The sequence below is a fragment of the Methyloceanibacter superfactus genome (assembly GCF_001723305.1).
GTDB lineage: Bacteria > Pseudomonadota > Alphaproteobacteria > Rhizobiales > Methyloligellaceae > Methyloceanibacter > Methyloceanibacter superfactus.
Genome location: NZ_LPWF01000016.1, coordinates 1 through 24,491 on the forward strand (window position 1 = coordinate 1; position 24,491 = coordinate 24,491).

Annotated in this window: 30 protein-coding genes and 3 pseudogenes; 11 read left to right on the forward strand and 22 right to left on the reverse strand. The window is 64.2% G+C overall.

Annotated elements, in window-relative coordinates; genetic code table 11:
• The 4 genes and pseudogenes from AUC69_RS04645 to lgt all read right to left on the reverse strand — a co-directional run.
• Positions 1–456 (reverse strand): annotated as a pseudogene (locus tag AUC69_RS04645) (hypothetical protein); the annotation flags it as partial.
• A 275-nt stretch (positions 457–731) separates the two neighbouring features.
• Complete coding sequence (gene pgeF / locus AUC69_RS04650) at positions 732–1,499, reverse strand: peptidoglycan editing factor PgeF (RefSeq protein WP_069441321.1); 768 nt, start codon at positions 1,497–1,499, stop codon at positions 732–734.
• A 37-nt stretch (positions 1,500–1,536) separates the two neighbouring features.
• Complete coding sequence (locus tag AUC69_RS04655; protein ID WP_083239095.1) at positions 1,537–2,661, reverse strand: class I SAM-dependent methyltransferase; 1,125 nt, start codon at positions 2,659–2,661, stop codon at positions 1,537–1,539.
• Entirely contained in the window at positions 2,661–3,485 is an 825-nt protein-coding gene (gene lgt, locus AUC69_RS04660; protein WP_069441125.1) for a prolipoprotein diacylglyceryl transferase, read from the reverse strand. Before lgt ends, AUC69_RS04655 begins: the two co-directional genes overlap by 1 nt.
• 173 nt (positions 3,486–3,658) lie before the next feature.
• Here lgt and AUC69_RS04665 point away from each other — a divergent pair, with 173 nt between their 5' ends.
• The 4 genes from AUC69_RS04665 to AUC69_RS04680 all read left to right on the forward strand — a co-directional run bounded on the left by AUC69_RS04665 (position 3,659) and on the right by AUC69_RS04680 (position 6,242).
• On the forward strand, positions 3,659–3,931 hold the full coding sequence (locus AUC69_RS04665; RefSeq protein WP_069441126.1) for an accessory factor UbiK family protein: 273 nt from the start codon (positions 3,659–3,661) through the stop codon (positions 3,929–3,931).
• Between the two features lie 220 nt (positions 3,932–4,151).
• On the forward strand, positions 4,152–4,649 hold the full coding sequence (locus AUC69_RS04670; protein WP_069441127.1) for a type III secretion system chaperone family protein: 498 nt from the start codon (positions 4,152–4,154) through the stop codon (positions 4,647–4,649).
• Complete coding sequence (proC, locus tag AUC69_RS04675) at positions 4,646–5,467, forward strand: pyrroline-5-carboxylate reductase (RefSeq protein ID WP_069441128.1); 822 nt, start codon at positions 4,646–4,648, stop codon at positions 5,465–5,467. The genes AUC69_RS04670 and proC overlap by 4 nt, the downstream gene beginning before the upstream one ends.
• A gap of 91 nt (positions 5,468–5,558) precedes the next feature.
• Positions 5,559–6,242, forward strand: a complete 684-nt coding sequence (locus tag AUC69_RS04680) for a hypothetical protein (protein WP_069441129.1) — start codon at positions 5,559–5,561, stop codon at positions 6,240–6,242.
• Between the two features lie 12 nt (positions 6,243–6,254).
• Here the strand turns inward: AUC69_RS04680 and AUC69_RS04685 are convergent, their stop codons facing one another.
• The 4 genes from AUC69_RS04685 to AUC69_RS04700 form a co-directional block, all read right to left on the reverse strand.
• Positions 6,255–6,611 (reverse strand): hypothetical protein, encoded by a 357-nt coding sequence (locus AUC69_RS04685; protein ID WP_069441130.1) that lies wholly within the window; start codon positions 6,609–6,611, stop codon positions 6,255–6,257.
• Positions 6,612–6,631: 20 nt separating this feature from the next.
• Positions 6,632–7,945 carry an ATP-binding protein gene (locus tag AUC69_RS04690; RefSeq protein ID WP_244500093.1) on the reverse strand — a complete coding sequence of 438 codons (1,314 nt, stop codon included), beginning with the start codon at positions 7,943–7,945 and terminating at the stop codon, positions 6,632–6,634.
• A 71-nt stretch (positions 7,946–8,016) separates the two neighbouring features.
• Positions 8,017–8,730: a response regulator gene (locus AUC69_RS04695; protein ID WP_069441323.1), complete on the reverse strand. Its 714-nt coding sequence runs from the start codon at positions 8,728–8,730 to the stop codon at positions 8,017–8,019.
• A gap of 85 nt (positions 8,731–8,815) precedes the next feature.
• Positions 8,816–9,310, reverse strand: a complete 495-nt coding sequence (locus AUC69_RS04700; protein ID WP_083239140.1) for a MarR family winged helix-turn-helix transcriptional regulator — start codon at positions 9,308–9,310, stop codon at positions 8,816–8,818.
• Positions 9,311–9,482: 172 nt separating this feature from the next.
• Here AUC69_RS04700 and AUC69_RS04705 point away from each other — a divergent pair, with 172 nt between their 5' ends.
• The gene (locus AUC69_RS04705; RefSeq protein WP_069441132.1) at positions 9,483–10,370 is read left to right on the forward strand and encodes a branched-chain amino acid aminotransferase; all 888 of its coding nucleotides are present in this window, start codon (positions 9,483–9,485) and stop codon (positions 10,368–10,370) included.
• A 166-nt stretch (positions 10,371–10,536) separates the two neighbouring features.
• Here AUC69_RS04705 and AUC69_RS04710 read toward each other — a convergent pair whose 3' ends face one another.
• The 3 genes from AUC69_RS04710 to AUC69_RS04720 all read right to left on the reverse strand — a co-directional run bounded on the left by AUC69_RS04710 (position 10,537) and on the right by AUC69_RS04720 (position 12,109).
• On the reverse strand, positions 10,537–10,857 hold the full coding sequence (locus tag AUC69_RS04710) for a DUF2019 domain-containing protein (RefSeq protein WP_069441133.1): 321 nt from the start codon (positions 10,855–10,857) through the stop codon (positions 10,537–10,539).
• 134 nt (positions 10,858–10,991) lie between these two features.
• A complete protein-coding gene (locus AUC69_RS04715; RefSeq protein ID WP_244500094.1) occupies positions 10,992–11,339 on the reverse strand; it encodes a DUF2019 domain-containing protein in 348 nt (115 codons plus the stop codon).
• Positions 11,340–11,359: 20 nt separating this feature from the next.
• Positions 11,360–12,109, reverse strand: a complete 750-nt coding sequence (locus AUC69_RS04720) for a hypothetical protein (protein ID WP_083239096.1) — start codon at positions 12,107–12,109, stop codon at positions 11,360–11,362.
• 178 nt (positions 12,110–12,287) lie between these two features.
• On the opposite strand from AUC69_RS04720, the gene bluB reads away from it, so the two are divergent.
• Together bluB and AUC69_RS04730 are read left to right on the forward strand one after the other, a co-directional pair.
• Positions 12,288–12,977, forward strand: coding sequence for a 5,6-dimethylbenzimidazole synthase (gene bluB / locus AUC69_RS04725; protein WP_069441135.1), 690 nt, complete (start codon positions 12,288–12,290; stop codon positions 12,975–12,977).
• Between the two features lie 98 nt (positions 12,978–13,075).
• Entirely contained in the window at positions 13,076–13,417 is a 342-nt protein-coding gene (locus tag AUC69_RS04730; protein ID WP_141700589.1) for a hypothetical protein, read from the forward strand.
• Between the two features lie 9 nt (positions 13,418–13,426).
• Here the strand turns inward: AUC69_RS04730 and AUC69_RS04735 are convergent, their stop codons facing one another.
• From AUC69_RS04735 to AUC69_RS04760, 6 genes and pseudogenes are all read right to left on the reverse strand, one after another.
• Positions 13,427–13,609 carry a hypothetical protein gene (locus AUC69_RS04735; protein WP_069441137.1) on the reverse strand — a complete coding sequence of 61 codons (183 nt, stop codon included), beginning with the start codon at positions 13,607–13,609 and terminating at the stop codon, positions 13,427–13,429.
• An 80-nt stretch (positions 13,610–13,689) separates the two neighbouring features.
• Positions 13,690–14,151: a molybdenum cofactor biosynthesis protein MoaE gene (locus AUC69_RS04740; RefSeq protein WP_069441138.1), complete on the reverse strand. Its 462-nt coding sequence runs from the start codon at positions 14,149–14,151 to the stop codon at positions 13,690–13,692.
• Position 14,152: 1 nt separating this feature from the next.
• Positions 14,153–14,404: a molybdopterin converting factor subunit 1 gene (gene moaD, locus AUC69_RS04745; RefSeq protein WP_069441139.1), complete on the reverse strand. Its 252-nt coding sequence runs from the start codon at positions 14,402–14,404 to the stop codon at positions 14,153–14,155.
• Positions 14,405–14,407: 3 nt separating this feature from the next.
• Positions 14,408–15,015, reverse strand: a pseudogene (gene pgsA / locus AUC69_RS04750) (CDP-diacylglycerol--glycerol-3-phosphate 3-phosphatidyltransferase).
• A 39-nt stretch (positions 15,016–15,054) separates the two neighbouring features.
• Positions 15,055–16,977, reverse strand: coding sequence for an excinuclease ABC subunit UvrC (uvrC, locus tag AUC69_RS04755; RefSeq protein ID WP_069441140.1), 1,923 nt, complete (start codon positions 16,975–16,977; stop codon positions 15,055–15,057).
• Between the two features lie 97 nt (positions 16,978–17,074).
• The gene (locus AUC69_RS04760; protein WP_069441141.1) at positions 17,075–17,824 is read right to left on the reverse strand and encodes an SDR family oxidoreductase; all 750 of its coding nucleotides are present in this window, start codon (positions 17,822–17,824) and stop codon (positions 17,075–17,077) included.
• 490 nt (positions 17,825–18,314) lie between these two features.
• Here AUC69_RS04760 and AUC69_RS04765 point away from each other — a divergent pair, with 490 nt between their 5' ends.
• From AUC69_RS04765 to AUC69_RS04775, 4 genes are all read left to right on the forward strand, one after another.
• Complete coding sequence (locus tag AUC69_RS04765) at positions 18,315–19,025, forward strand: TorF family putative porin (RefSeq protein ID WP_158008013.1); 711 nt, start codon at positions 18,315–18,317, stop codon at positions 19,023–19,025.
• A gap of 81 nt (positions 19,026–19,106) precedes the next feature.
• Positions 19,107–19,790 carry a methyltransferase gene (locus AUC69_RS04770; RefSeq protein ID WP_083239098.1) on the forward strand — a complete coding sequence of 228 codons (684 nt, stop codon included), beginning with the start codon at positions 19,107–19,109 and terminating at the stop codon, positions 19,788–19,790.
• 197 nt (positions 19,791–19,987) lie between these two features.
• Positions 19,988–20,347 (forward strand): hypothetical protein, encoded by a 360-nt coding sequence (locus AUC69_RS17320; protein WP_158008014.1) that lies wholly within the window; start codon positions 19,988–19,990, stop codon positions 20,345–20,347.
• Positions 20,268–20,672, forward strand: coding sequence for an outer membrane protein (locus tag AUC69_RS04775; protein WP_069441143.1), 405 nt, complete (start codon positions 20,268–20,270; stop codon positions 20,670–20,672). Before AUC69_RS17320 ends, AUC69_RS04775 begins: the two co-directional genes overlap by 80 nt.
• Here AUC69_RS04775 and AUC69_RS04780 read toward each other — a convergent pair.
• The 5 genes and pseudogenes from AUC69_RS04780 to AUC69_RS04800 all read right to left on the reverse strand — a co-directional run bounded on the left by AUC69_RS04780 (position 20,669) and on the right by AUC69_RS04800 (position 24,409).
• The gene (locus tag AUC69_RS04780) at positions 20,669–21,355 is read right to left on the reverse strand and encodes a ribonuclease T2 family protein (protein ID WP_069441144.1); all 687 of its coding nucleotides are present in this window, start codon (positions 21,353–21,355) and stop codon (positions 20,669–20,671) included. The two genes, AUC69_RS04775 and AUC69_RS04780, sit on opposite strands and share 4 nt — an antisense overlap.
• Positions 21,348–22,773: pseudogene (locus AUC69_RS04785) on the reverse strand (M20/M25/M40 family metallo-hydrolase). The gene AUC69_RS04780 and the pseudogene AUC69_RS04785 overlap by 8 nt, the downstream one beginning before the upstream one ends.
• Positions 22,774–22,875: 102 nt before the next feature.
• Positions 22,876–23,091, reverse strand: a complete 216-nt coding sequence (locus tag AUC69_RS04790) for a cold-shock protein (protein WP_069441145.1) — start codon at positions 23,089–23,091, stop codon at positions 22,876–22,878.
• Positions 23,092–23,324: 233 nt separating this feature from the next.
• Positions 23,325–23,639, reverse strand: coding sequence for a hypothetical protein (locus AUC69_RS04795; RefSeq protein ID WP_069441146.1), 315 nt, complete (start codon positions 23,637–23,639; stop codon positions 23,325–23,327).
• 389 nt (positions 23,640–24,028) lie between these two features.
• The gene (locus AUC69_RS04800) at positions 24,029–24,409 is read right to left on the reverse strand and encodes a septal ring lytic transglycosylase RlpA family protein (RefSeq protein ID WP_425283506.1); all 381 of its coding nucleotides are present in this window, start codon (positions 24,407–24,409) and stop codon (positions 24,029–24,031) included.
• Positions 24,410–24,491: the final 82 nt, after the last annotated feature.

The following is a 24,491-nucleotide window of genomic DNA, read 5'->3' on the forward strand; positions in this document are numbered from 1 at the left end:
GTGGATGCGGTGGCGGCGCTGCGCGCGCCGGGCCGCGGCGACGGGCGTCGAGGCCCGGCTTCCGCCCAGGTTGGCCGAGAGCTTGGAGGCGGTCTCGCCGGCGATACTGCGGATGACGGTGCTGTCGACGCCGCTCCAGGGATCGCTGCGCGAGCCTTTGGACACAGCCTGCTCGCCAGAAACCCTGGTCACGCGAGCTCCCTTGGCGTCGTTCACGTCCCAAATATAAGAGATCTTGGCGCCACGGCGCTCGGGCGAGGCGAGGAGATAGCCACGCATCGTGTAGGTGCCCCCGGTCGTGCCCGGGATGAGTGTCAGATTGCGCTCGTTACCGGCGACAACCAGAGCCTGGGTCAGCTCGCTGGTGACGTTCTCCGGCGCGCCGATGATGGGGGCGATATTGACCTTCGGTGTGCCGCCAAAAATGCCCGAGGCTCCGCTCAGGAGGCCGCTCATGCTCGAACCGCCGCCGCCGCCGCATCCGGCGAGGCTTACAGCCGCTAATGCGGCGAGCGCGATCCCAGCAATACGCCAAAGATGGCCGCGTATCTGTCGTGAGTCCGCGTCCAACAAAATACTCCCTCTGTTGGCCGCACAGCTCCGCTCGCGGAAATTCGTCGCGACGGGACTCCCAACCCTCTACCTAACAATAGCTTACCTGCCCGCCCCGCTTGCGTCCAGTTCTAGCGTTCCCGGCTGGCGGGGCGAATGCCAGTCATAGTGAACGCAGATCAGGTAAGCAGGATGGCGGAAATTTGGCGGCCGTAGTCGTCCTCTCCGTGATGCTGCGAGCGCCGATAGCTGAACAGCCTGGTCTCGTCATAATAGGTGCAGAACCCGAGATCGACGATCTCGCCGACCCCGGCCCTGGCCAGGCGCTCGGCCACATAGCCCGGCAGGTCGAAATGCGGCTCGCCCGAGCCTTCGTCGGTGACGAAAAAAGCGGCGCTATCCGGGTCCTCGGCGACGAAGCTGTCCTGGTAGTCCTGTCCGACCTCATAGGCGCCTTGCGAAATGGCGGGCCCAACCACGGCGCGAATAGTCTCCGGCTTGGCGCCGAGGCCTGTCATGGCATCGACCGTGGCCTCGACAATACCGGACAAAGCGCCGCGCCATCCGGCATGGGCGGCGCCGACGACGCGCGCCTGCGGGTCGCAGAAGAGCACGGGCGCGCAATCCGCCGTGAGAATGCCGACGGCAAGTCCGGGGACGTTGGTGACGATGGCGTCGGCCTCGGGCATCTTGTCTTTCGACCAAGCCTTGTCGGCCACCACGGCGGTGTTGGTGTGCTTCTGATAGGCGGTGACGAGGTTGGTCGGCATAGCGCCCAGAATGCCCGCGATCCGGGCACGGTTCTCGGCGACATTCGTCGCGTCGTCGCGGGAGCCGGGGCCGCAATTGAGCGAAGCATAGATGCCGTCCGAGACCCCGCCGAGCCGCGTGAAGAATCCGTGGGCGAGCCCGTCGATGGCGGCGAGGCTCGGCGCCTGAAACATCATCTTGTCTTGTGTGACCATGTGGTGCGCTCGCTAGACGCTAAATCTCTCCGAAGGGCGGCGGCGGGGCAAGCCCCGCGCTCGTCAAAGCGAGTGCTTTGAAGAGAAGCCCCATGGCTTGGGGATCGGCAAGCCGGCTGACGGCGCTGGCGATCTCTTCCCGCTGCTCCGGGCTTGCCATCTCGCAGAGCCGGTCGCGGCGCGCTTCCAGTCCGAGCTTCAACAGGAATTCTCCTTGCGGCATGGGTCCGTAGGCGGTGAGGCCGTGTGCCGACGCGCTGTCTTTCAGCGCCGCGAAATCCACATGCGCGGTGAGATCGACTTCGCCAGGGTGACTGAGCGGATCGGCGTATTTGTGGCGCCAAACAGCTTGCAGCGTATCGCCGCAGGCCGTTTCGGTATGACCGTAGTCGACGATCAACGCGGCCAGCGGCACGGCGGCGGCGCGTGCGGCAAGCGCGGAGATGAAGGCGGCCGCGGCCGGTCTGACCTCGAGGATCGAGTCGTCGGGAACTTGAAGCGCGTGCGCCACCTGCTGCAGGTTTTCGTTCCGGACGGCGGGTCCCTCGCAGAAGGCGAAGCCGCCGTTTCGGCCGATGGTGACCGCGCGCTCGCGCCATTGGCCGTCGCGCCAAATGAGCTGGCGGACGGGTAGGGCGTCGACGAACTCATTGGCGATGACGATCAGCGGTCCTTGCGGCAGCCCGGCGAGATCGTCGTACCAATGGATCGGCACCTCCGCGCCGTGCAGCGCCACGCGCTGGGTCTCGCGCAATACGGGGCTGGTCTCGACCAGGGCGACCGACACATCGGCGAGGAAGCCGGGCACGCTCTTCCAGGTACGCAGCGCGTCGGCCATGAGCGTGCCCCGCCCAGGACCGAGCTCGGCGACGATGACATCGCGCGGCTCGCCCATGGACTGCCACGCGGCCACGGCCCATAGCCCGAGCAACTCGCCGAAGATCTGACTGACCTCCGGCGCGGTGATGAAGTCGCCGGCGGCGCCGATGGGCTGCCGTGAAGGGTAGTAGCCGGCGGTTGCGTCGGCGAGGCAGGTTTCCATGTAGTCGGCGACGCTGATCGGGCCCCCACGGGCGATGCGTGCCTTCAGGCGCGCCGCGAGCAGGCTGCTTTGCGGACTCTGGGAGCTGCGCGCGGCGCTCATCACGCGCCCAGGGCTGGCTTCTGCCTTGCGCGCCAGATCAGCCAAGCACCGATAAGGATCATGGGGATGGAGTAGGCGATACCGGGCGTGAGGAAGCCGATATCCATGGGATGGTCCGGATGCGGCTCGCGCACGAATTCGAGCGAGCTGCGGAAGATGCCGTAGAACACGAGGAACAGGCCGAACACCGTGCCGGGGCGGGTCAAGGCATGGAAGTAATGCGTGGCGATGCGCAGGATGATGAACAGCACGACGCCTTCGAGCGCGCCCTCGTAGAGCTGGCTCGGATGCCGGGGCTGACCGTCGGTGCCGGGGAACACCATCGCCCACGGCACGTCGGTCGCCCGTCCCACCACCTCGGAATTGATGAAATTGGCAATGCGGCCGAAGAACAGGCCGAAGGGCGTGGCGGCGGAGGCAATGTCGCCGAGAGACAGCGGATTGATGCCTTTCACCCGCGAGAAGATATAGACGGCGATGGCGACGCCGAGCAGCCCGCCGTGGAAGGCCATGCCTCCGTTCCATACCGCGGGGATCTCCTCCGGGTGTTGCCAGAAGAAGCTTGGCTCGTAGAACAGCACGAAGCCGAGGCGTCCACCGAGCACGATGCCAAGGGTGATCCAGAGCAGAAAGTCGTCGGCCTGGCTCACGGTCATGGGCGGCTTGCCGGCCCAGAGATCCGCGCGCGACACAAGACGGCGGGCGTAGAGCCAGCCGCAGAGAATGCCAGCCATATAGGCGAGGCCGTACCAGCGGATGGCCACCGGGCCAAACTCGATCGCCACCGGATCGATGACGGGGTAGGGGAGGACGAAGAGTTGCATCAAGCCTCAGGTCGCGAAAACCGGGCGACCCTTTACCGCTCTCTCTGGACTGTCAAGGCACTCAAGCCCGAAGCCAGCGGCGGCTTGCCTCCGGCATCGCGGCATCCCATAGTCGGCGAAGATGACAGTTTGGCCTCAAAGGCCTTCGAACGCGATCCAAGGATTTTCTCGACATGACGCAGACCTCTGGGCGGTTCTTCGACGAGCTTGGCAAGCTCCTCACCGATGCGGCGGGGGCGGCGGACGGCGTGCGCAAGGAGGTCGAGGGCGTCGTTCGGGCGCAGGCCGAGCGCGTGTTGCGCGATCTCGACGTGGTCCAGCGGGAAGAGTTCGAAGCGGTCAAGGCCATGGCGCAGAAAGCGCGCGAGGAGAACGAACTCCTTAAAGAGCGGGTCGCCACGCTCGAGGTCAAAAGTGCCAAGGGCAAGGACAAGAAGTCCGGCTAGCTGACCCCCAGGAGGCGGCCCGAAGACGCGAGGCTCGGAGTCGAGTCCGCAGCCAAAACTATCCACAGCTTTTTTAAGCCGTCCACAGCAATTCGCGTGTGCAGACTCTGGCCGCCTTGGTGCTCGCAGACTCCGCGATATATAACTGATTCATCTACTGATTCGCGGCGCGGCGTGTTTCTCGTGCGCGGAACTCTGCTGAGGCCCCCAGAGGACACGCATGGCTTCGATACAAACGAACTACGACCAATTCGCCAACCCGGTGGACATGGTCGAGCATATTGCAACCATCCACGACTGGAGCTTCGAGCGCAGCGCGCCGGACGAACTGACGCTCTCGGTGGCTGGAACCGGGTGCGACTATCATATCTCGCTGACCTGGCGGGAGGATCTGGAGGCGCTCCATCTCGCATGCGCCTTCGATTTCAGGGTCACTAAGGTCAGGCTGGCCGAGGTCTACCGGCTGATGGCGCAGATCAACGAGCAACTTTGGCTCGGCCATTTCGACCTGTGGCGCGACGACGGCATGCTTCTCTACCGGAACGGCCTTCTGCTCGCCGGCGCGCATACCCATGCGGGCCAATGCGAAGGGCTGTTAAAGGCAGCGCTGGAAGCCTGCGAGCGCTATTATGACTCCTTCCAGTTCGTGTTGTGGGCGGGCAAGTCGGCCGAAGAGGCGCTCGCCGCCACCATGCTTGAGACGCAAGGAACCGCATGACACTCCGCCTCGCCGGTCCGCTGCTCCTCGTCGGCGCGGGCAAGATGGGCGGGGCGCTGCTTGAGGGATGGCTCCAGCAGGGCCTCGACCCGGCCACGGTCTCATTCAAGACCCCGCGCTGTCGGACACGATGGCAGCATTCGCCGCAGCGCACGGCATCGTGGCAAGCGATGCGCCCGAGCTACCGTCGCCGCCCCGCCGTCATCCTTATCGCCGTGAAGCCGGACGTCGCGGAGAAGCTACTGCCCGAAGTCGAGCCGATGGTCGGTGATGAGACCGTGGTTCTGTCGATCGCCGCGGGCCGGACCTTGCAGAGCTTGTCGCGCTATCTGCCGGAGACTGTTGCCGTTGTGCGCGCCATGCCCAATACGCCGGCCTCGGTCGGCCAGGGCATGACCGTGGCCATCGCCAATGCCAATGTCACGCAGCAGCAAAAGAACGAATGCGATGCACTGATGTCCGCGGTGGGCGAGGTGATTTGGGTCGAGGACGAGGCGTTGCTCGATCCCGTGACGGCCGTGTCCGGCAGCGGGCCGGCTTACGTATTCCTGCTTGCCGAATGTCTGGAGGAGGCGGGCATCGCCGCGGGGCTGCCGCACGAGCTCGCCGAGCGGCTGGCCCGTGCCACCGTGGCAGGTGCTGGGGAGCTATTGCGCCGGTCGGATCTGGAGCCCGCGCAACTCCGCAAGAACGTGACGTCGCCGAAGGGCACGACGGCGGCCGCGCTCGATGTCCTGATGGGCGAGGATGCGCTGAAGGACCTGCTGACCCAGGCCGTGGCCGCCGCCGCCAAGCGCTCCCGCGAGCTGTCGTCCTAGGTCACAACTGGGCTTGGGTCACAACTGGGCTTGGCCCGTCTTTAGATAGCCACCAAGAGCGCTTATCTTTAGGGGAACCAAGGAGCATGCCATGTTCGATGAGTTCTCCAAACGCAGCAAAGCGGTCCGCGCCGCGCTGGAGTTGGCGCAACAGCGCGACTGGGGCGAGATCGGCTTGATCGATATCGCCAAGCAGGCGGGCCTCGACCTCGCGGACCTCAGGGCCGAGTTTTCTTGCAAGAGCGATATCTTGCGCGCCTTCCAGGCGGAGGTTGATGCCGACGTGCTGGCCAAGGCGAAGCAAGCCGGCGCCGATCAGAGCGTGCGCGACCGGCTATTCGATCTGATGATGATGCGCTTCGAGGTGATGGCGCCCTACAAGCCCGCGCTGAAGCGGATCGCGTGCTACTTGCGCTGCCGCCCGGGCGAGGCCTCGCTGCTCGCCTGCTCGTCGCTCGCCTCGCAATATTGGATGCTGGCCGGGGCGGGCGCCAAGCTCGATGGCGCGCGCGCCGCGGTGCGGGTGGCGGGGCTGGCGACGGTCTACGGCAAGGTCTTCCAGGTCTGGCTCGAAGATTCATCGCCCTCGCTAGACCGCACCATGGCGGCGCTCGACCGGGCTCTGAGCAATGGCGAGCGCATGCTCGCCAACATGGATCAGGTTTGCGGCATGTTATGCGGTCTGGTGCCGCGCGGCTGGAAGCGGAAGGGCGGCGCGGATGCGCCGTCACGACCGACCCCGCCGCCGGATACGGGCCCGGCGCCGGCGGTCTGATCGGATCGCCGCCTAGTAAGGAAGCGGGTCCTCGTCGTCCGGCCCGGAGAGACTCTCGGGACCTTCGCCGGGAAGCTCCTCGTCGATGGGGTCGGGGTCGTCCGGATTGTCCGGGTCGTCCAACGGATCGAGCGGGACGTCGTCATCCAGCGCCATTGGCGCACTATCGGCCTCGGCCTCCTCGGCGGCATCTTCTGCGTCGAGCTTGCTCTTGCGGCCGAACTCCACCTTGCCGCCCGTGTCCTCCAGCTCGAACTCCGAGCCGGGCTGCTCTTCGTCTTGGATCTCGTCCTGAACGGATTGACCCAGGGCGGGTCCTGCTACGGCTACGGCCAACAATGCGGCGAATCCGGCGGCAATCTTTTGCATGGAAGCATCTCCAAAAGAATTTAGACGGGTACCTTTAGCACGGCTTTCAATCCGCCTAAGCGGGATTGACTGAGGGTGATGTCGCCGCCGTGGATGCGGGCGATGTCGCGGGCGATGGCGAGCCCCAGGCCCGTCGAACCGGAATCCTGATTGCGCGCATGGTCGACCCGGTAGAACGGCCGGAACACATTCTCCCGCTCGGCCTCCGGAACGCCCGGCCCGTCATCCTCCACCTCGACGGTCAGGGAGCCATTTCGCTTGGCGGCGCTGACATTCACATGCTCGGCGAAGCGGGCGGCATTATTGACCAGATTGGCGATCGCGCGCTTGAAGCCATGGCGGCGCACCGGTACCACGAGCGGGCCGCCATCCACCGCGATCTGGATGGTCTTGTTGCCATGGGCTTGGGCCTGCACCTCACTCAGAATCTCGCCGATATCGACGCGGCCGATGGCCTCGCCGGAATCGCCCTTGGCGAAAGCCATATAGTCCTCGAGCATGGCTTGCATCTCGTCGACATCGGCGCGCATGGCATCGAGCTCCGCATTCTCCTCGAACATGGCGAGCTGAAGACGGAAGCGCGTGAGGATGGTCCGCAGATCGTGGCTGACGCCGGCGAGCATGACGGTGCGTTGCTCCACATGACGCTCGATGCGGTCGCGCATCTCGATGAAGGCATGAGCCGCCTGGCGTACCTCGCGCGCCGCGCGCGCGAGATCGTCCGGCGGTGGCCTGCCCTTGCCGAAGCTTTCGGCGGCGTGAGCCAAGCGCAGGATGGGCTTGATCTGATTGCGCAGGAACAGGATCGCCACGGTCAGCAGCACGAAGGACGTGCCGAGCATCCACACGATGAAGATGTGGGAGTTTGATGCGTAGGTCTGGCTGCGCTTGGCGAGCACATGCATCACCGCGTCGTCGAGCTTGATGCGAATGTCGACGAACTCGGAACGCCCCACCGTGTCGATCCAGAAGGGACGGCCGATCTGCCGTTTCAATTCATCGGATAGTGTCGAGTCGAGGAGGTCAAAGAACGGTTTGGAGCGCGCCAGCGGCAAGTCCTCGCCTTTGGCGAAACGGACGCGCAAGCCCAAGTTCTTTTCCGCCAGCGCCGTCAGTGTTTCGACGCTTTGGGCTTTCGGCAGCTCCTCGTAAACGTCGATCAGCATGGAGATGTTCTGCACGGTGACCGTCGACAAGCGGTGCGTCACCGTCTGCCAATGCCGTTCCAGGAACACGAACGTCACCACCGATTGCAACAGCACCATGGGCGCGATGATGATGATCAGGGCGCGCGCATAGAGACCCTTCGGCATCTTGTCGCCAAGGGCGGACATGAGGCGCCCCAGCGGTCGGCGGCGCGGCTCGGCGGCAAGTGGGGTGGTGGCGCTTTCGGCGATGGCGTCCATCATTCGGGATACAGGATATAGCCCTTGCCGCGCACGGTCTGGAGATAGACCGGGTTGGCCGGGTCATGCTCGATCTTGCGCCGGAGCCGGTTGATCTGCACATCGACGGCGCGCTCGCCGCCGCTATCGGCATCCTTGGCGAGCTCGTGCCGCGACACCGGCATGCCGGGACGCTGGGCGAAATAGCGCAGCAGATCGCGCTCGCGCTCGGTGAGGCGCACGCTCTCGCCGTCGCGCTTCAGCTCGCCGCGCGACACATGGAAGATGAAACTGCCCATGCGGACCTCGCCGGTGGCGGGGGCCGAGGCGCCGCGCCGCAGCACATTGCTCACGCGCAACAGCAGCTCGCGCGGATCGAAGGGCTTGGCGAGATAGTCGTCGACGCCGGTCTCAAGGCCCTCGATGCGCTGCTCGGGCTCGGCGCGGGCGGTGAGCATGAGGATGGGCACTTGGCTTTCGGTGCGCAGCGCGCGGGCGAAGTCGATGCCGGACTCTTGCGGCATCATCACGTCGAGAATGAGAAGGTCGAAGGAGAGGCTACGCATGGTGGCGCGGGCCGAGGCGGCATCGACCGCGGTGGTGACGCGGAAGCCGTGGTCGTGAAGATAGCGGGCGAGCAGGTCGCGGATGCGGCTGTCGTCGTCCACCACGAGGATATGCGGCGCGTTGTCGTCCGGGCCGCTGGCGCGATGGACCTTGATCGGCGTCGGCATGATCACTCCCCCTTGCCGCCGGCGGTCGGCTGAACCGGTGGCGTGGACATTATGGAGGAGACTTTAGGCCGATCTTCGGCATTGATCATGGCTTCGAGAAAAAGGCGCAGCGCCGTCTCGGCGCGGGCCCGGCGGCCTCCAGCGCCGCGGCGAGCCGCACGATCTGCGGCGCCGCCAGCCGCTCGGCCAGGGCCCGGCCGCGCTCGGTGGGGAACAGGAGCCGCTCCCGGCGGTCCGCGGCGCCGGCCTGCTGCATGATATAGCCCTGATCGATCAACTGCTTGAGGACGCGGCCCAGGCTCTGCTTGGTGATGTTCAGGATCTCCAAGAGGTCGGCGACGCGCAAGCCAGAGTGGCGATTGACGAAATGGAGCACCCGGTGATGGGCCCGCCCGAAGCCGAAATCCGCCAGGATCGCGTCCGGGTCGCCGGTGAAGTCGCGATAGGCGAAGAACAGCAGCTCGGCGAACTCCTGTAGCTTGGCTTCAGGCAAAGCGCCGCCCTTGGCGGCCCGGGAGCCGTCGCCGTGCTTGGCGTCCGCGGCCTTGCCGCGCGCCAGAGGTGGATTTAGGTCAGTCATGTTGACATATTTTTTGGCCTGGTTTATGTCAGCCATGTTGACTTAATTTGGTCCTTGATACGCCTCGCGGCCCGCTCGCGCAATTGCCGTCGGGTGGGTGGTATGAGGGGCAGTTCTGGTGTTTATGAGACGGCGGCCGCGCCAAAGAACGGCCCGTCCTGGAGGAAAGTTCATGGACTACGATCAGCGCGACGGCTTTATCTGGTTCAACGGTGAGCTGATCCCGTGGAACGATGCCCGCGTCCATCTCCTGACCCATGCGCTTCACTACGGCAGCGCCGTGTTCGAGGGCATGCGCGCCTATGACGGCGAGATCTTCAAGCTCACCGAGCACAATCAGCGCCTGCACAAATCCGCCGAGATTCTCGACTTCGAGGTGCCGTATTCCGTGGCCGAGCTGGACAAGGCGGCGCGCGACGTGGTGCGCGCCAACAAGCTTTCCGACGCCTATGTCCGGCCGCTGGCCTGGCGCGGCAGCGAGCAGATGGGCGTGTCGGCGCAGAAGACCAGGATCAACGTCGCCATCGCCGCGTGGGACTGGGGCTCGTATTTCGATCCGGCCGCGCGCGACAAAGGGTTGAAGCTGACCTTCGCCAAATACCGCCGGCCTGATCCGCGCACCGCGCCGGTCCACTCCAAGGCGGCGGGGCTCTACATGATCTGTACCATCGAGAAGCATCGGGCCGAGCGCGAGGGCTTCGCCGACGCGGTGATGCTCGACTGGCGCGGCCAGGTCGCCGAATGTACCGGCGCCAATATCTTCTTCGTCAAGGACGGGGTGATCTATACACCGACGCCGGATTGCTTCCTGGACGGCATCACGCGGCGCACGGTTATCGGGCTCGCCAAGCAGCGCGGGCTGACCGTCATCGAGAAAGCGATTCTCCCCGAGGAGCTCGAGGGCTTCACCGAGTGTTTCATCACCGGCACCGCCGCCGAGGTCATGCCCGTCGGCTCGATCGGCGAATACAGCTTCACCGTCGGCGACATCACCCGCAATCTGATGGACGACTACGCGGCGCTGGTGCGCCCGGCGAAGGCCGTCGCCGCTGCGGGGTAGGGGTGCGGGTCACTCTGTGATAGGTTGCGCGGTCGCGTTCTCGGCTGTTGTAACAAGGCCGTCCCGCCGCTCCTCTACAAGCTTCTTGCACAACATATCGGCGATTTCCTGAAGCTGCGCCTCCACGTCGCCATCAGGATCGAATCCGATTCCACCGTACTTTTGATCATCGGAGAAAAAGCCGGGCTTTGCAGTAGAGTAAATGTTCTGAAGGGCCTTTCGCGCTGCGCTCAGGCGCTACCGTCAGGGTCGCGATCGCTGCCTTCAGTCGCACCTGTGCATTGGGGTGCAGTAGCAGTGGCAGCAATCCCTCTCGTTGATCGCCGGCGCGCAGCCGCAACTCCGTCTCCAATGTCACCATTTGATCGTACAGCCGATTGTATTTTGCATGGCGCCCGTCCAGGAGGGCGTCGTCCTGGTCCAACGCCATTGCCATGAAGCGCTCAACCAACTGGGCAACGGTCATGTCCGATAGCATCTGCTTCATGGCTTCAGAACTCCAAACTCAATGAGGGCTCCACGCCCAACCCTCACGCGTTCCGACCAGTCTTTCCCACGAAGATATGTGCGTGGAGATGCTCCTCCGAATTGCGCCCGGCATTACGAGCTGTTGCGCTGGCGCTAGCTCGGTTCAAAAAGACCACTTTCCAGATTACGAAGACACATCCCGGCTTCCATCGCTTGGGGATACCATTGGGATGCTTTGATCGCCTCTAAGACCTCCTGCGCTTCAGCCGGGGCAACGGCGAGTGTGTTCTTGGCCGCTTTGAGCCGTACTTGAATGTTTGGATGCTCATAGAGCGCGATGAGGGCCGTTCTCTGATCGTCAGGGCGCGACTTCAACTCGTCCAGAACAGCTCGCATCTGTTCGAACAGTCGGCGGAATTTCGCGAGATCGTCATCGAGCAATGCCTCGTCCTGGCCGAGACATATCTCAATGAAGCGCTCGACCAGCTGGTCGACGGCCATTGCTTTGAGGTCGAGTCCTCTCATGGCTTGAGCACTCCGGCTTCCATCAGCGCTTCATGGCCGACCCTTACTCGCTCCTCCCAGGCCTTCCCCCGCAAATATTGGCGTGGAGGCATCCAGCCGTAATCCTCATTGGGGATCATATACCAGCCCGTGACCATCCAATGCTTCAGTCTCGGGACGCGAACCAGGTTTTCGGGTGCATTGACCCTGGACGGAGGAAAGCCGTCTCTCAAAGCCGAAGTCTGCTCGACAACATGATGCACATCATAGCCTGGCGCGGGCGTGTAAACATCCTGCTGCAACTCCTCCAGGCTCTTGGGAGGATCGGCAAACGTCCGAATGGAGTCGATGGCCGGTTCGAGCCAGCCGGCTTCGTCCAGAATCGTGAGCAAGGCCGTTACCCGCCTTCCCACCACCTCCTTCACCACACCTCTTGCAATCCAGCTCGCCAGCTCTTTGTAGACACGCGTGCGCGCACGGGATGTTAGCGGTCTCTCTTTCGGAACCCTTGGCGGTTCGTCGTCGCTTCCAGGCGTGAAGGAGGCGAGTACAACATTGCTCGGTTGGCGGTTGGAACTTGAGCCGCGATCTTCGTCGCTTCCGCCTGATGATGCTCCATCGCCACTCCCGTCTGTCCATTGGCCGCCATCGGGATTGCCAGCGGGCACGCGGGGCTGATTGGGATCGAAGGCCTTGATGGCGCGATCGAGATCGCGGAGCTTGGCCTCGGCGACCTTGCCCCAGAGAAGAGCGCGCAGGCGGCGCAACCGAAGGCTGGTCTGCCAACTTGCCGCCGACGCTCGCACCCGCACTCACTCCTCGCTCATTCAATCCGAGATAGGAATATATTCCAGTGTGGCGAGGCGGGGATAAGGTTGGGGGCTGGCGGGGCACAGGGTTACGCAAGACGAGCGTGCGCTCCGATCCGTGCTAATCTCGGGCGCCATGGAGCGTTCAAGCGAACAGTTCGCGCAGCGTGAGAGCGAGCGCACCGCGCATACGCCGCCGCGCTTCGATGCCGAGACCCGCGCCCGGCTCTACGAGCTGTTGCGCTGGCGGCGCGACGTGCGCCGCTTCAAGCGCGAGCCTTTGCCCGAGGGAACCGTCGAGCGGCTGATCGGCTTAGCCTGCCTGTCACCCTCCGTTGGTCTCTCCGAGCCGTGGCGCTTCGTTCTGGTGGACGATGGGGGGCGCCGCGCCGCAATCCGTGCGTGCTTCGAGACCTGCAACAAGGAGGCGCTCCAGCAGCAGGACGCCGACAAGGCGGCGCTTTATGCCCGGCTCAAGCTCGCCGGGTTGGACGAGGCGCCGGTGCAGATCGCCGTGTTCTCCGACCGCGCCACGGCGCAAGGCTCCGGTCTCGGGCGCCTGACCATGCCGGAGACGTTGGATTACTCGGTGGTGACCGCCGTGCATACGCTGTGGCTCGCCGCCCGGGCCGAAGGAATCGGGCTCGGCTGGGTATCGATCCTCGATCCGGCCCGCATGACCGAGATCCTGGAGGTGCCGCCGGAGTGGATCTTCATCGGCCATCTGTGTCTCGGCTATCCGCAAGCGGAGGACGACACGCCGGCGCTCGAGCGGGCGGGCTGGGAGCACCGCCACGCGCCCGACGGGGCGGTGGTCCGGCGATAGATCCTTGCGCGCTTGATCCGGCGGCGATCAAAGGGCACTCTTGGCCGGCTGGCTTTCGGGCTGCACGCGATGGGGGCATCGCGGAGGAGGGGGCTTCCTTGCGATACGCACGCATTATTCCGGGCTTGGCGGGGCTCTTGGCCCTTGGCGCCGTGGTCTTCGGGCTCGTCGCTTTCATGGCGCTTGATGGCGAGGCCGGCGTCTGGTCGCCCCGGGGCGTGAGCGACGCCGTGAGCCCGGCACCGATCGCCACGCCGGTGAAGGTGTGGCGCGACTGCCAGGAGATCGCCCTCTGTGCCGGTTGCAAGCCCCGCTACAAGTGCCGCTCCTGCGAGTACAAACGAACCTGCGCCGGGGGCTTGTGCAGCTGGGGCGATGTCTGCGTGTGGGGGCCTTACCTGAAGGTGCTGCCGCCGGGCGCGCGGATCATCCGGCGCTAGCCGCAAGGGTCAGACGCGGAACGGCAGAAGAATCCAGCCGACGATCTCGGCGATGACCTCGAACGTGCCGGCGAGGTCCACGGTGAACTGGACGGCGAGCCAGCCGAGCGCGACGGCCAGGCTTGCGGCAATCCCGATCGCCAGAATGCCGACGGTTACTTGCGAGCTCCATCGCTTTGCATGGCTGAGCATTGAAGAACCCGCATGGCTGTGAGGACACCGTCTAGAACGAGGACGGTAGCCGAAAGTTCATGGCGATTTTTTGTGTGACGCTATTCGGCGGCGTCTTTACGCGGCGCCCAGAGCGTCGCCGCGGCTTCGTCGTCCGCCTTGGCTTCCACCCAGCGGTCGCCGCCAGGCCCGCTCTCACGCTTCCAAAAGGGGGCGGATGTCTTGAGATAGTCCATCAGGAACTTGGCGGCGTCGAAGGCAGCGTCGCGATGGGCCGAGGCGGTGACGACCAGCACGATATTGTCGCCCGCTTGCAGTGTGCCGACGCGATGCACGATGAGAGTGGCTTGCAGAGGCCAGCGCGCATGCGCTTCCTGTTCGATGCGTTCGAGCTCGGTCTCGGTCATGCCGGGATAGTGCTCGAGCGTCATCTCGGTGATGGTGTTATCTTGGTCGCGCACCGCGCCGGTGAAGGTCACGATGGCGCCGATATCGGTGCGCGCAGCTCTGAGGGCCGCGATCTCGGTGCCGACGTCGAAGTCCTGCGTCTGGACGCGGATCATGTCAGCCTCCGGTGACCGGCGGGAAGAAGGCGATCTCGCGCGCGCCGCCGATCTCAGCGTCGTGACGGGCATGGGTCTGATCGATCGCCGCGCGGATCACCTCTTCACGGTCGAAGGCTTGGGCGAATTCCGGTCCTCGTGTCTTCAGCCAGGCGATGAGCTCGCCGACCGTGGCGACGCCGTCAGGCAACGCCACGTCCTCGGCGGCGATGCCGGTCTTCTCCTTGACCCAGGCGAAATAGAGCAGCCGCATGGCTTACTCCTCGTCGGCCATGACGTGACGGAAGGTGGCCTCAGATAATCATAGCCAGTGTAAAGGGTGAGCACGGCGGCGATCCACAATAGGGTGAGGCCGAACAGCGTGGTGTAGGACCACACCTTGTCGCCGGCGCTGCCCGCCAGCAGAAAGCCGATGGCGACCATCTGCACCACGGTCTTCCATTTGGCGAGCTTGGTCACGGGCACGCTCACCGCGAGCGTGCCGAGGAACTCGCGCAAACCCGAGACGAGAATCTCGCGGCACAGGATGATGATGCCGGCCCAAAGCGACCAGCCGGCGATGGTGCCGTTGGCGGCGAGCATCATTAGGCTCGCGGCGACGATGAGCTTGTCGGCGATGGGGTCGAGCATCTTGCCGATAGCGCTCTGCTGCTGCCAGGCGCGGGCGAGATAGCCGTCGAGAAAGTCGCTGACGCCGGCGGCTATGAAGATCCACATGGCGAGCCAGCGGCCCCAATCGGCGCTCACGAAGAAGCAAGCGACCAGCGCCGGGATGGCGAGGATGCGCCCATAGGTGAGGAGGTTCGGCAAACTGCCGAACCGGCCCTTGGGGGCACCCCGTTCTGCCAGTCCTAGTTGCGCCATTTCAAACTCAACCCTTCAACTCCAATTGCTGCGCTCGTCTTAGCCGCGCTCATGGAAGTGATCATAGATCGCCTTGGCCATTTGCGCGCTGATACCGCCAACGCCTTCGAGATCGGCAATGCCGGCGCGGCTCACGGCCTTGGCCGAGCCGAAATGCTGCAACAGCGCGCGCTTGCGTGACGGCCCGATCCCGGCCACCTCATCGAGCGGCGAGGCGGTGAGCGTCTTCTTGCGCCGCGCACGATGGGCGCCGATGGCGAACCGGTGCGCCTCGTCCCGAAGCGTCTGTATGCAATAAAGCACAGGGTCGCGCGGTTCCAACAGCAAAGGCTCTTTTCCCTTAAGATAGATGCGCTCGCGGCCCGCATTGCGGTCAGGGCCCTTGGCGACCGCGGCGATCTTGAGCTCCGACAGGCCGAGCTCGTCGAGCACGTCATGGGCCGCCGACAATTGGCCCGGGCCGCCGTCGATCAGCACCAGATCCGGCGCCGTCCATCCGGTATCGTTGGCCGGGTCCTTGTCCTTGGCCTTGACCAGACGGCTGAAACGCCGGGTCAGCATCTCGCGCATCATGGCGTAATCGTCGCCGGCGGCGAGATCCTCCCCCTTCATATTGAACTTGCGATACTGCGCTTTGATGAAGCCTTCGGGGCCGGCCACGATCATGGCGCCCACCGGGTTGGTGCCCGAGATATGGCTGTTGTCGTAGACCTCGACGCGAGCGGGCGGCTCGTCGAGATCGAGCGCGTCGGCCAGACGGGCGAAGATCGCCGCTTGCGAGGCGGATTCGGCGAGACGGCGGGCCAGGGCCTCGCGGGCCGTGACCAGCGCATGGTCGACGAGCTCGCGCTTCTCGCCACGGTGGGGCGTTGTCACGGTGATCTTGCGGTCGGCTTTCAGAGACAAGGCTTCGGCCAGGAGCCGGCGGCCCTTGATCTCATGCGACAGCAGGATGAGCTTCGGCGGCGGCTTGTCGTCGTAGAACTGGGCGATGAAGGCTTCCAGCACCTCCTCGGCGGGAAGGGCTTTGTCGGCACGGGGGTAATAAGCGCGATTGCCCCAGTTGTTGCCGCTGCGGAAGAAGAACACTTGGATGCAGGTTTGCCCCGCATCCTGATGGGCGGCGAAGACGTCGGCTTCTTTCAGGGTATGGGGATTGATGCCTTGGCGCGACTGGATGTGGCTCAGCGCCGTCAGCCGGTCGCGGAAGCTCGCCGCCCGCTCATAGTCCTGGCGTGCGCTCGCTTCGTCCATCAGGGCGTGCAGCCGGTGCTTCACCTCGTCGCTCTCGCCGCGCAGGAAGCCGAGCGCCTCGTCGACCAGCAATCCGTAGTCCTTCTCGGAGATCTCGCCGGTGCAGGGCGCGCTGCAGCGCTTGATCTGGAACAGCAGGCAAGGCCGGGTGCGCGTCTCGTAGTAGGAGTCCGTGCAGGAGCGCAGCAGGAAGGCGCGCTGGAGCGTGTTGACGGTGCGGCCGACCGCGCCGGCCGAGGCAAAGGGCCCGAAATAGTCGCCCTTGCGGTTGCGCGCGCCGCGGTGCTTGAGGATCTGCGGGATCGGATGGTCGCGGGCGATGAGGATGAAGGGGAAGGACTTGTCGTCGCGAAGCACCACGTTGTAGCGGGGCTTCAATCGCTTGATGAGGTTGGCCTCCAGAAGAAGAGCCTCAATCTCCGTTCGCGTGGTGACGAATTCCATGGTCGCCGTGTCGGCGATCATCCGGCCGATGCGGTTGTTGTGGCCGGTGCCCCTGGCATAGCTCTGCACGCGCTTCTTCAGGTGCCGCGCCTTGCCTACATAGAGCACCTCGCCCTCGGCATTGAACATGCGGTAGACGCCCGGGCCCGCGGGCGCGGTCTTGGCGAATCGGGCGATCACCGTGGCGCCGGTCTCCGGGCCGAGTAAGGCGTCTTTCGCGCGCGAAAGGAGCGAGGGGGCGCTGTCGGGGTTCTCTAATGGCATGGGATCATGAGGGCTTTCGCGCGATGCCGGGCAAGCATGCGCCATACCTGAGTGAAGGTAAGGTCTAAGCCCCAAACCATTCAAGGGCCGAAGGCGGTCAGTCGCCGTTCCAAGCCAGGTGTTGACCCCCGTCGAGGGCGATCATCTGGCCGGTGATGGAGGGGGTCTCCAATAGGAAGCGGACCGTGGCGGTCACGTCATCGGTCGAAACCACGCGCTTCAGGAGCGTCGAGCGGCATTCGGCGGCGAAATCCGCCTCGCTTTGGTCCCGTGACGGCAAGACGGGCCCCGGCGCGATGGCGTTGACGCGGATTTTCGGCGCCAGGGCCTGGGCGAGGGTCCGGGTTGCGGTCCACAGGGCCGATTTGGCGATGGTGTAGGAGAAATAGTCGGGATTGAGCCGCCGGACCTTTTGGTCAAGCAGGTTGATGATATTGGCCGGGACGCCGTCGGGGGTCTGCCTGGCGAAGGCCTGGCTCAAGAACACCGGCGCACGCAGATTGATGTCGAGATGCATCCGCCAGCTCTCGGCATCCAGCGAATCCGCGCAATCCCGCTCGAAGCAGGCGGCATTGTTGACGAGGCAGGTGGGGACCCCAAGCGCCTGGCCGCAGGCCTCGATCAGGGCCGGGAGGTCATCGAGGCAGGCGAGATCGGCCTGCAGGGCCGCGGCCTGACCGCCCATGGCCTCGATTTCGTCGACGAGGCCCGCCGCCGCCGCCGTGGAGGCGTGAAAATGGACCCCGACCCGCCAGCCACGGGCCGCCAAATCGAGCGCAATGGCCCGGCCGAGGCGGCGCCCCGCGCCGGTCACCAGCACGGTCGCGTCAGTGTTGTCGTGAGCCATGGCTGCCTTGGAGGAAGGTGTCGAATCGAACTGTCAAGCGTCTCGCACTGGCGAAACGGCACTCTAGGGGACCGTCTAAATCCGAACAAGGCGCAGCAGGCGGCGGCGCAGACAGGTGAGAAGGCGAGACGGCCAAGCCCATGAAACCGCGCGCTGATTGGATCGCGCCTCGACGTTGGGCATTTGCCTTACGAATGTGCAATCTGATTGAGCATTTGTGCAGCGCCACGAGCCCTATGAGCCCAATGTGGCATCAAAGTGCTTGGACCATTGCAGAATAGTCACACAGGCCGAGATGTTTTTAGAAAGCCTTGCTTTTTCATTGCTTCAAGGGGGCCTCTGACTATTGTCAATGGAACGGGGGACGTTGCACTGCGGTCACGCAGGCAGAAGCACATCCCCACATAACGAAATCATATCGCAGGGACAGGCGAAAAAAGCAGGAGACTGGACAATGGCTCGGGAAGTGGGGACTTTGAAACTTGGGATTTTGAGCGCGGCTCTTATCGGCGGTCTGGCACTGCCGGCACAGGCCGAAGAGCTCACGCTTGGCGGCTCCGCCACGTTCACGACTGACTACGTGTTCCGTGGTATCTCGCAGACGATGCAGAACCCGGCGGTGCAGGCTTCGATCGATGCGAGCTATGGCATCTTCTATGCCGGTATGTGGGGCTCCAACGTCGACTTCGGCGGCGGTCCGTTCGGCCAAGACATCGCCAATCTCGAAATCGACTACTACGCCGGCATCACGCCGGAGTGGAAGGGCATCAGCTTCGACTTCGGCGCTCTCTACTATACCTACCCTGGTGCCTATGACCCGGGTGGAGAGTTCGACTATTGGGAATTCAAGACCGCTGCGTCCTACACGTTCGGTGAGGCCTTCACCGTCGGCGTGAGCAACTACTGGTCGCCGGAATTCTTCGGTGAGACCGGCGATGCCGACGCTCTGGAACTGTCGGGCGAGTATGCCTTCAGCAACAAACTCTTCAACTTCTTCACGCCTAGCGTCAGCGGCCTCGTTGGCTGGCAGTGGGTTGATCAAGGCGTGGACTACACTTACTGGAACGCCGGCCTGACCCTCGGCTTCATGGAGAACTGGTCAGCCGACATCCGCTACTGGGACACCGATATTGGCGACGCCACTTGTGGCGGACCCAACTGCGACGCACGTGTTGTGGGAACCATTTCGGCCTCCTTCTAAGGCCTAATAACTTCCCCAAAAGCACTTCCCACCTAAAAGGGCGCCGTTTCGGCGCCCTTTTTTTGGTGCCGGATGCAGACAATGGCTGAGGATCTCGCATATCGGGCCAGTCGCGCGGCCGACCCCGACGCCATCGCCCGGGCGCATGCGGTGTATACGCCCTTGGCGCTCGCCTTCTACGACGTCGTGGTGCATGGGCTGTCCAACCGATTCGCCTGGCGATGTCCGACGAAACGGCTGCTTGAGCTCTACGCGGCCAATCTCTCGGCCAATCATCTCGAAGCGGGGCCCGGAACGGGTCTGTTTCTCGACCGCGCGGGTATCGATTTCGACCGCTTGGTCCTGCTCGACATCAACGAGCACTGCCTGGAACGTGCCGCCCGGCGGCTCGTCCGTTTCAAGCCGGCGCTCCGCCAGGCGAATCTCTTGGCTACCCTCGAGCCCATCGCAGGCGGGTCCTTCGACTCGGTCGGCCTCACCTATGTGCTGCATTGCCTGCCGGGCGCCCTGGGAGACAAGCTCGTGGTGCTCGACCATCTCCGGCCCCTAATGGCCGAAGGGGCGGTGCTGTTCGGGGCCACGATTCTCGGCCGTGGCGTGCCGGTCAACGCGCCGGCGCGGGCGTTGCTCGACATCTATAACGCCAAAGGCGTGTTCGATAACCGCGAGGACGACATCGAGACCCTGACCCAGGGACTCAAAGCGCGTTTCGACACCGTCGAGATCGACAGGCATGGCTGCGTGGCCCTGTTCCGCGCCAGCTGAAGGGCTTCGCTCAGGTACCAATCCCGCCTTGGGATCGTCATTAACCTGCCGCTTACCTTGCCCGTTTTTGCCCCGGTTCGTTGTTAACAGTCGGTAAGGGTGGGGCACTACCCTGGGGCCGTGAGCGCTTGGTCCAGCACGATTCTCCCGTGCTGCGCGGCGGACGGACCGAGCCTCCAATCGTGAGGGAGTCTGTCATGCGTAGGCGATTGTACCAGGTGGCGGCTGTTGCCGCCGTGTTAACGGCCGGCGCCACGGCCTCAACCCCAGCATTCAGTGCCGATCTCTACGATACGCCGCCGATCTACGACGCGGCGCCTATTCCGCCCCAGGACATCTTCGAAGGCTGGTATCTCGGCGGCACCATCGGTGGCGCCTCGGTGAGCTACGATCTCGAGCCGGCGAACGGCTCCGTCTCCTCGAGCGGCGTGCTCGGCGGCGCGGATCGGCGGCTACAGCTTCCAGAGCGGTCCTTTCGTGCTCGGCGTCGAGGGCGATTTCCTGGCCGCCGACATCACCGGAAGCCGTCATTTCAATGGAGGTCTGAACAAGGCTGACACCAGCATCGACACGATGGGGGATGTGCGCCTTCGCGCCGGTTACGCTATCCGGCCGAACATCCTGCTGTTCGGCACCTTTGGCGGTGCATGGGCCGATGCCGACCTCGCGATCTCCGGGCCCGGCGGCGCCTTCCGCGAGACGACCTTCTTCGGCTGGAGCGCCGGCGCCGGTGCCGAGGTCGCGCTCAATCCGAATTGGAGCGCGCGGTTCGACTATCAGTTCACCGATTTCGGCTCCGAGACGCTCAACTATCCTGGTGGCAAGGCAACATTCGACCCGGACATGAATCAGTTCCGCGGTTCGGTGATCTACCGCTTCTAGGGAACCGTCACGGTGATCCGCTTCAGCGGACAGAGGCGCTGCTGATCGACATTCGCGCCGCATGCGCGCGGACTAAGGTCGCGATCGAAGCAGAGCCGGATGTCGAAGAGGTTCCCGCGCCGGCAGGTCACCGCGATCATGTCCGGCTTGAGCCACGCATTGGCCGCGATGAACTCAGCCTCAATGTTATCGGGCGATAGAAAGCGCTGGGTTTCGGGATCGTCGAAGCCTGCCGGTACGCTCACTTTGTCGTAGGCGGCGCGTGCGGCGTCGTAGAACTTCTCCGGCGACAGCCCCGTGCAGGTGCCGTGCGCTTTGTATTCGTGGATGATGAGCTCCTTGCTCGGCATGATGGGGCGCATCTCGTCGAGCACTTGCGACGGGATCCATGGACGCTCCCCCTGATAACAATCCTCGGGCCAACCTTTCGCGTATTGCGGCCACAGTCCATGCAGAACGAAGTCGTGCGATAGTTTGGTGTCGCATTGCGGGTCGCCGCGCGCATCGCCTTCCTTGAGGCAGTAGGCGGGCGACCAGCCGAGCACCAGCACATAGTAATCGAAGTTGCCGGGTTCGGCGTAACGATAGGCGTGCAAGCCGTCGTCGTCATAGGCCGCGGCGTTGCCGGACATGAGCGAGGCGACGGCCGTGAGAACCATGCCGGTGCGGCGCAGATCAAACATCGGTATCGGTGTCTCCAAGGCTCGCGAGAATCCGCGCCCAACTGCGCGCGCCCTTCTCGAAGCTGGTCAGATTGTATTTCTCGTTGGGCGAGTGAATGCGATCGTCCTCCAGCGCGAAGCCGACAAGGAGTGCGTCCATGCCAAGCAGCGTGCGAAACGATTCCACGATGGGAATGGACGCGCCGCAGCCGACGATCACCGGCGCCTTGCCCCATTCGTTGGCGAGCGCGCGCGAGGCGGCGCGAAAGGCCGGCGCTTCGGCATCGAAGCCGACCGCGGGCGATCCGCCTTCGCCGGCATAGGAGACGCCGGCGTCGGCGGGAAGCAGGCTCGCGACGAAGCGGTGCAGGCCGTCGAGGATCTTGCCGGGATCTTGATTGGGGACGAGGCGGAAGGACAGTTTGGCCGAGGCTTTGGCGGGGATCACCGTCTTGGTACCAGGCCCGGTATAGCCGCCGACGATGCCGTTGACCTCGACCGTCGGCCGCGACCAGAGCTGTTCGAGAATGCTCTTGTCCGTCTCGCCGGCCGGTGTGCTGAGACCCACCTCGCCGAGAAAGCTCTTGTCGTCGAATCCGAGTTTCCGCCACGCGGAAATCTGCTCGGCCGAAGGGTCTTGTACATCGTCATAGAAGCCCGGGATGGTGACGCGGCCTTGCGCGTCATGGAGCGCTGTCACGATCTCGGCGAGAACGCGGATGGGATTGCGCGCCGGGCCGCCATAGATCCCCGAATGCAAGTCGCGCGACGGCCCGGTGATGGTGATCTCCGAGAAGGCGAGGCCGCGCAAGAAGGCGGTGATGGCGGGGGTGGCCGCATCCCACTGGCCGGTGTCGCAGACAAGGGCGATGTCAGCCTGCAAGGCCTCACCATGGGTGGCGAGAAACGGCGCCAGACTCGGACTTCCGGATTCCTCCTCGCCTTCGAGCAGCACGGTGACGTCGACGGGAAGCGCGCCATGGGCATCGCGCCAAGCGCGGCAGGCCTCGATGAATGTCATCACCTGCCTTTGTCATCGGAAGCGCCGCGCGCGACGATGACTTCGCCATGTTGCGGATTCTCGACGAGCTGCGGTTCGAAGGGTGACGCGGTCCAGGCCTCGAGCGGGTCGGGCGGCTGCACGTCGTAATGCCCGTAGAAGAGAACGCGCGGACGCGCGCCGCCATCGGGATCGCGCCAATGCGCCAGGACCATGGGCTTGCCGGCGGTCGGCTCGACGGTGGCGGTGAAGCCGATCTCGCGTAAGGCGTTCGCCGACCACTCCGCAGCTTGCACGCAGGCTTCGTGATAGCCGGGTCGGTCGAGATGCTCGGGATGGCGAGGAACTCAAACAATCGTTCGAGAGCACCCTTGCGTCCCTCGGCAAGACGATTGAGCACGCCGTCAAGCGCGCGGTCTGACACGCGTGAACCCTCCATCATTTCTCGCCGGCGGCGAGGCCAAAAAAATCCCGCTGACAATAGCGGTGTCAAAAGACGCCACTACCGCAGCGGGGCAAATGTTCGATTTGCGAAGCTGAGCTATTCGCCGAGCTGCACGTTGATCGCTTGAGGACCTTTGCCGCGGCGATCTGGTTCGGTCTCGAATGAGATGCGCGCGCCCTCATCCGGCGCCGGAAGTCCCGACTTCTGCAAGGCGGAGATGTGCAGAAACACATCCTTGCCGCCATCGTCCGGCGTGATGAAGCCGAAACCCCGAGAATGATTGAAGAATTTGACCGTGCCGGTCTGACGCATTGGGAAGCTCCTTTTCCCCTCCAAATGGTCCGTGCGACGCGCACGGAAAATCAGGCAAGTCTAGGAAACGGGGAAAGAAACCGCGTTGCTTCCCAAGGAGCGTAGTACGCGGCCAGTCTCCACCCTGGTTCGCTGTCTGCCCACAAAGCGCCTCACTGTAAAAGCGCGAGGCTATTGTGTGCAAGACCCATCTACTTTGACGCGAACCCGCTAGGTTGGATGAACGCGCGGGATTAGTTGGGATAGGGAGACTGGTTGGGGACGCCGTTCAAGTTGTAACCGCCGCCCTGATAGTCGAAACCGGGCCCGAAATCGTTGGCAGGCGGCGGCATCTTGGGCTCGCCCCACACGTCGCTCAAGGTCCAGGACGTTCCGCCGACGCCGCGCGTGCGGCCCCGGTCGCTGCTGGACGCTCCGTTGCCATAGCCGTTCCCATCGCCGCGGCGCTGTTGCGCTTCGGTCGTGTCGACGGCGGCGAGGGCGAAAAGAGCGGCGGCGACGATCGCCGCGCGGGGGAGGGCTTTGCGAAGTGCGGGAAGCATGGCCATGTCTGATCGTGACTCCATCGGGGTGGGGCATCCAAGCCCCTGCGAATCCTGAACTTTGTTGGTTACGATTGCGTCACCACGTCCCCGATAAGGATCCAGCGATTCAGCTACCGAAAGCCCGTTTGGGCAACTATGCAGACTTTGGGTTCGGCTGCCTAGCGCATCTGTGCAACAGGTGGCGGCGATCTTTTGCGCGGCGGGGGCTTCGCGACGGGCGCTATCAGAGGGGGCTCTACCGCGCCGCCGGTGGCGATGGCGAGACTACAACGGCAAACGCCGGGCGCTGGCCCGGCGTTCTTGTTCTTCGTGGGTGGCGCCGAAGGCGCCAATCGTTCTTATAATTCAGTTGCTTGAGGGGTGGATCGGGTCTGCCCGGCCACCCCCCAGGCTTAGTTCTTGGCGGTGCGCCGAGACTTGGACGTCGCCTTGCCCAGGGCCTCGAGAGAGCCGCCGCTGGCCTTGGTGATCCGCACCTTGGCGGTGCCGGAACCGATCATGCCGATCTGCGCGGCAGCGGCCTTGGACAGGTCGATCACGCGGCCACCGATAAACGGACCGCGGTCATTGATTCGCACGACTACGGAGCGGCCGTTGCTGAGATTCTCCACCAGGACTTTGGTGCCGAACGGCAGCGAGCGATGCGCTGCGGTCAGCTCATTCGGGTTCATCCGTTCCCCGCTGGCTGTCTGGGATGTCAGGGCATACCAGGAGGCGTGGCCAACCTGGTCTGCCTTGGCGGCATTCAGCGGCAGCATCATTGCAGCGCCCATAAGCCCCACCGACATCATTTTAGCTCGCACTTTGACCATGCGTTGTGCTCCTTACACTTCCAATTTTCTGGGAGGTTTTTTT

Coding starts and splice junctions, on each gene's coding strand:
- AUC69_RS04760 (WP_069441141.1), bottom strand. CDS start 17,824: ATGGCTCACGACAACACTGACGCGACCGTGCTGGTGACCGGCGCGGGG.
- AUC69_RS04735 (WP_069441137.1), bottom strand. CDS start 13,609: ATGCTCAGCCATGCAAAGCGATGGAGCTCGCAAGTAACCGTCGGCATT.
- AUC69_RS04800 (WP_425283506.1), bottom strand. CDS start 24,409: ATGGGCGCTGCAATGATGCTGCCGCTGAATGCCGCCAAGGCAGACCAG.
- AUC69_RS04665 (WP_069441126.1), top strand. CDS start 3,659: ATGACGCAGACCTCTGGGCGGTTCTTCGACGAGCTTGGCAAGCTCCTC.
- AUC69_RS04740 (WP_069441138.1), bottom strand. CDS start 14,151: ATGATCCGCGTCCAGACGCAGGACTTCGACGTCGGCACCGAGATCGCG.
- AUC69_RS04790 (WP_069441145.1), bottom strand. CDS start 23,091: ATGCGTCAGACCGGCACGGTCAAATTCTTCAATCATTCTCGGGGTTTC.
- AUC69_RS04700 (WP_083239140.1), bottom strand. CDS start 9,310: ATGACTGACCTAAATCCACCTCTGGCGCGCGGCAAGGCCGCGGACGCC.
- AUC69_RS04705 (WP_069441132.1), top strand. CDS start 9,483: ATGGACTACGATCAGCGCGACGGCTTTATCTGGTTCAACGGTGAGCTG.
- AUC69_RS04685 (WP_069441130.1), bottom strand. CDS start 6,611: ATGCAAAAGATTGCCGCCGGATTCGCCGCATTGTTGGCCGTAGCCGTA.
- AUC69_RS04710 (WP_069441133.1), bottom strand. CDS start 10,857: ATGAAGCAGATGCTATCGGACATGACCGTTGCCCAGTTGGTTGAGCGC.
- AUC69_RS04690 (WP_244500093.1), bottom strand. CDS start 7,945: ATGTCCGCCCTTGGCGACAAGATGCCGAAGGGTCTCTATGCGCGCGCC.
- AUC69_RS04770 (WP_083239098.1), top strand. CDS start 19,107: ATGGCTGAGGATCTCGCATATCGGGCCAGTCGCGCGGCCGACCCCGAC.
- AUC69_RS04655 (WP_083239095.1), bottom strand. CDS start 2,661: ATGAGCGCCGCGCGCAGCTCCCAGAGTCCGCAAAGCAGCCTGCTCGCG.
- moaD (WP_069441139.1), bottom strand. CDS start 14,404: ATGCGGCTGCTCTATTTCGCCTGGGTCAAGGAGAAGACCGGCATCGCC.
- AUC69_RS04795 (WP_069441146.1), bottom strand. CDS start 23,639: ATGGCCATGCTTCCCGCACTTCGCAAAGCCCTCCCCCGCGCGGCGATC.
- proC (WP_069441128.1), top strand. CDS start 4,646: ATGACACTCCGCCTCGCCGGTCCGCTGCTCCTCGTCGGCGCGGGCAAG.
- uvrC (WP_069441140.1), bottom strand. CDS start 16,977: ATGCCATTAGAGAACCCCGACAGCGCCCCCTCGCTCCTTTCGCGCGCG.
- AUC69_RS04695 (WP_069441323.1), bottom strand. CDS start 8,730: ATGCCGACGCCGATCAAGGTCCATCGCGCCAGCGGCCCGGACGACAAC.
- bluB (WP_069441135.1), top strand. CDS start 12,288: ATGGAGCGTTCAAGCGAACAGTTCGCGCAGCGTGAGAGCGAGCGCACC.
- pgeF (WP_069441321.1), bottom strand. CDS start 1,499: ATGATGTTTCAGGCGCCGAGCCTCGCCGCCATCGACGGGCTCGCCCAC.
- AUC69_RS04680 (WP_069441129.1), top strand. CDS start 5,559: ATGTTCGATGAGTTCTCCAAACGCAGCAAAGCGGTCCGCGCCGCGCTG.
- lgt (WP_069441125.1), bottom strand. CDS start 3,485: ATGCAACTCTTCGTCCTCCCCTACCCCGTCATCGATCCGGTGGCGATC.
- AUC69_RS04780 (WP_069441144.1), bottom strand. CDS start 21,355: ATGTTTGATCTGCGCCGCACCGGCATGGTTCTCACGGCCGTCGCCTCG.
- AUC69_RS17320 (WP_158008014.1), top strand. CDS start 19,988: ATGCGTAGGCGATTGTACCAGGTGGCGGCTGTTGCCGCCGTGTTAACG.
- AUC69_RS04670 (WP_069441127.1), top strand. CDS start 4,152: ATGGCTTCGATACAAACGAACTACGACCAATTCGCCAACCCGGTGGAC.
- AUC69_RS04715 (WP_244500094.1), bottom strand. CDS start 11,339: ATGGCCGTCGACCAGCTGGTCGAGCGCTTCATTGAGATATGTCTCGGC.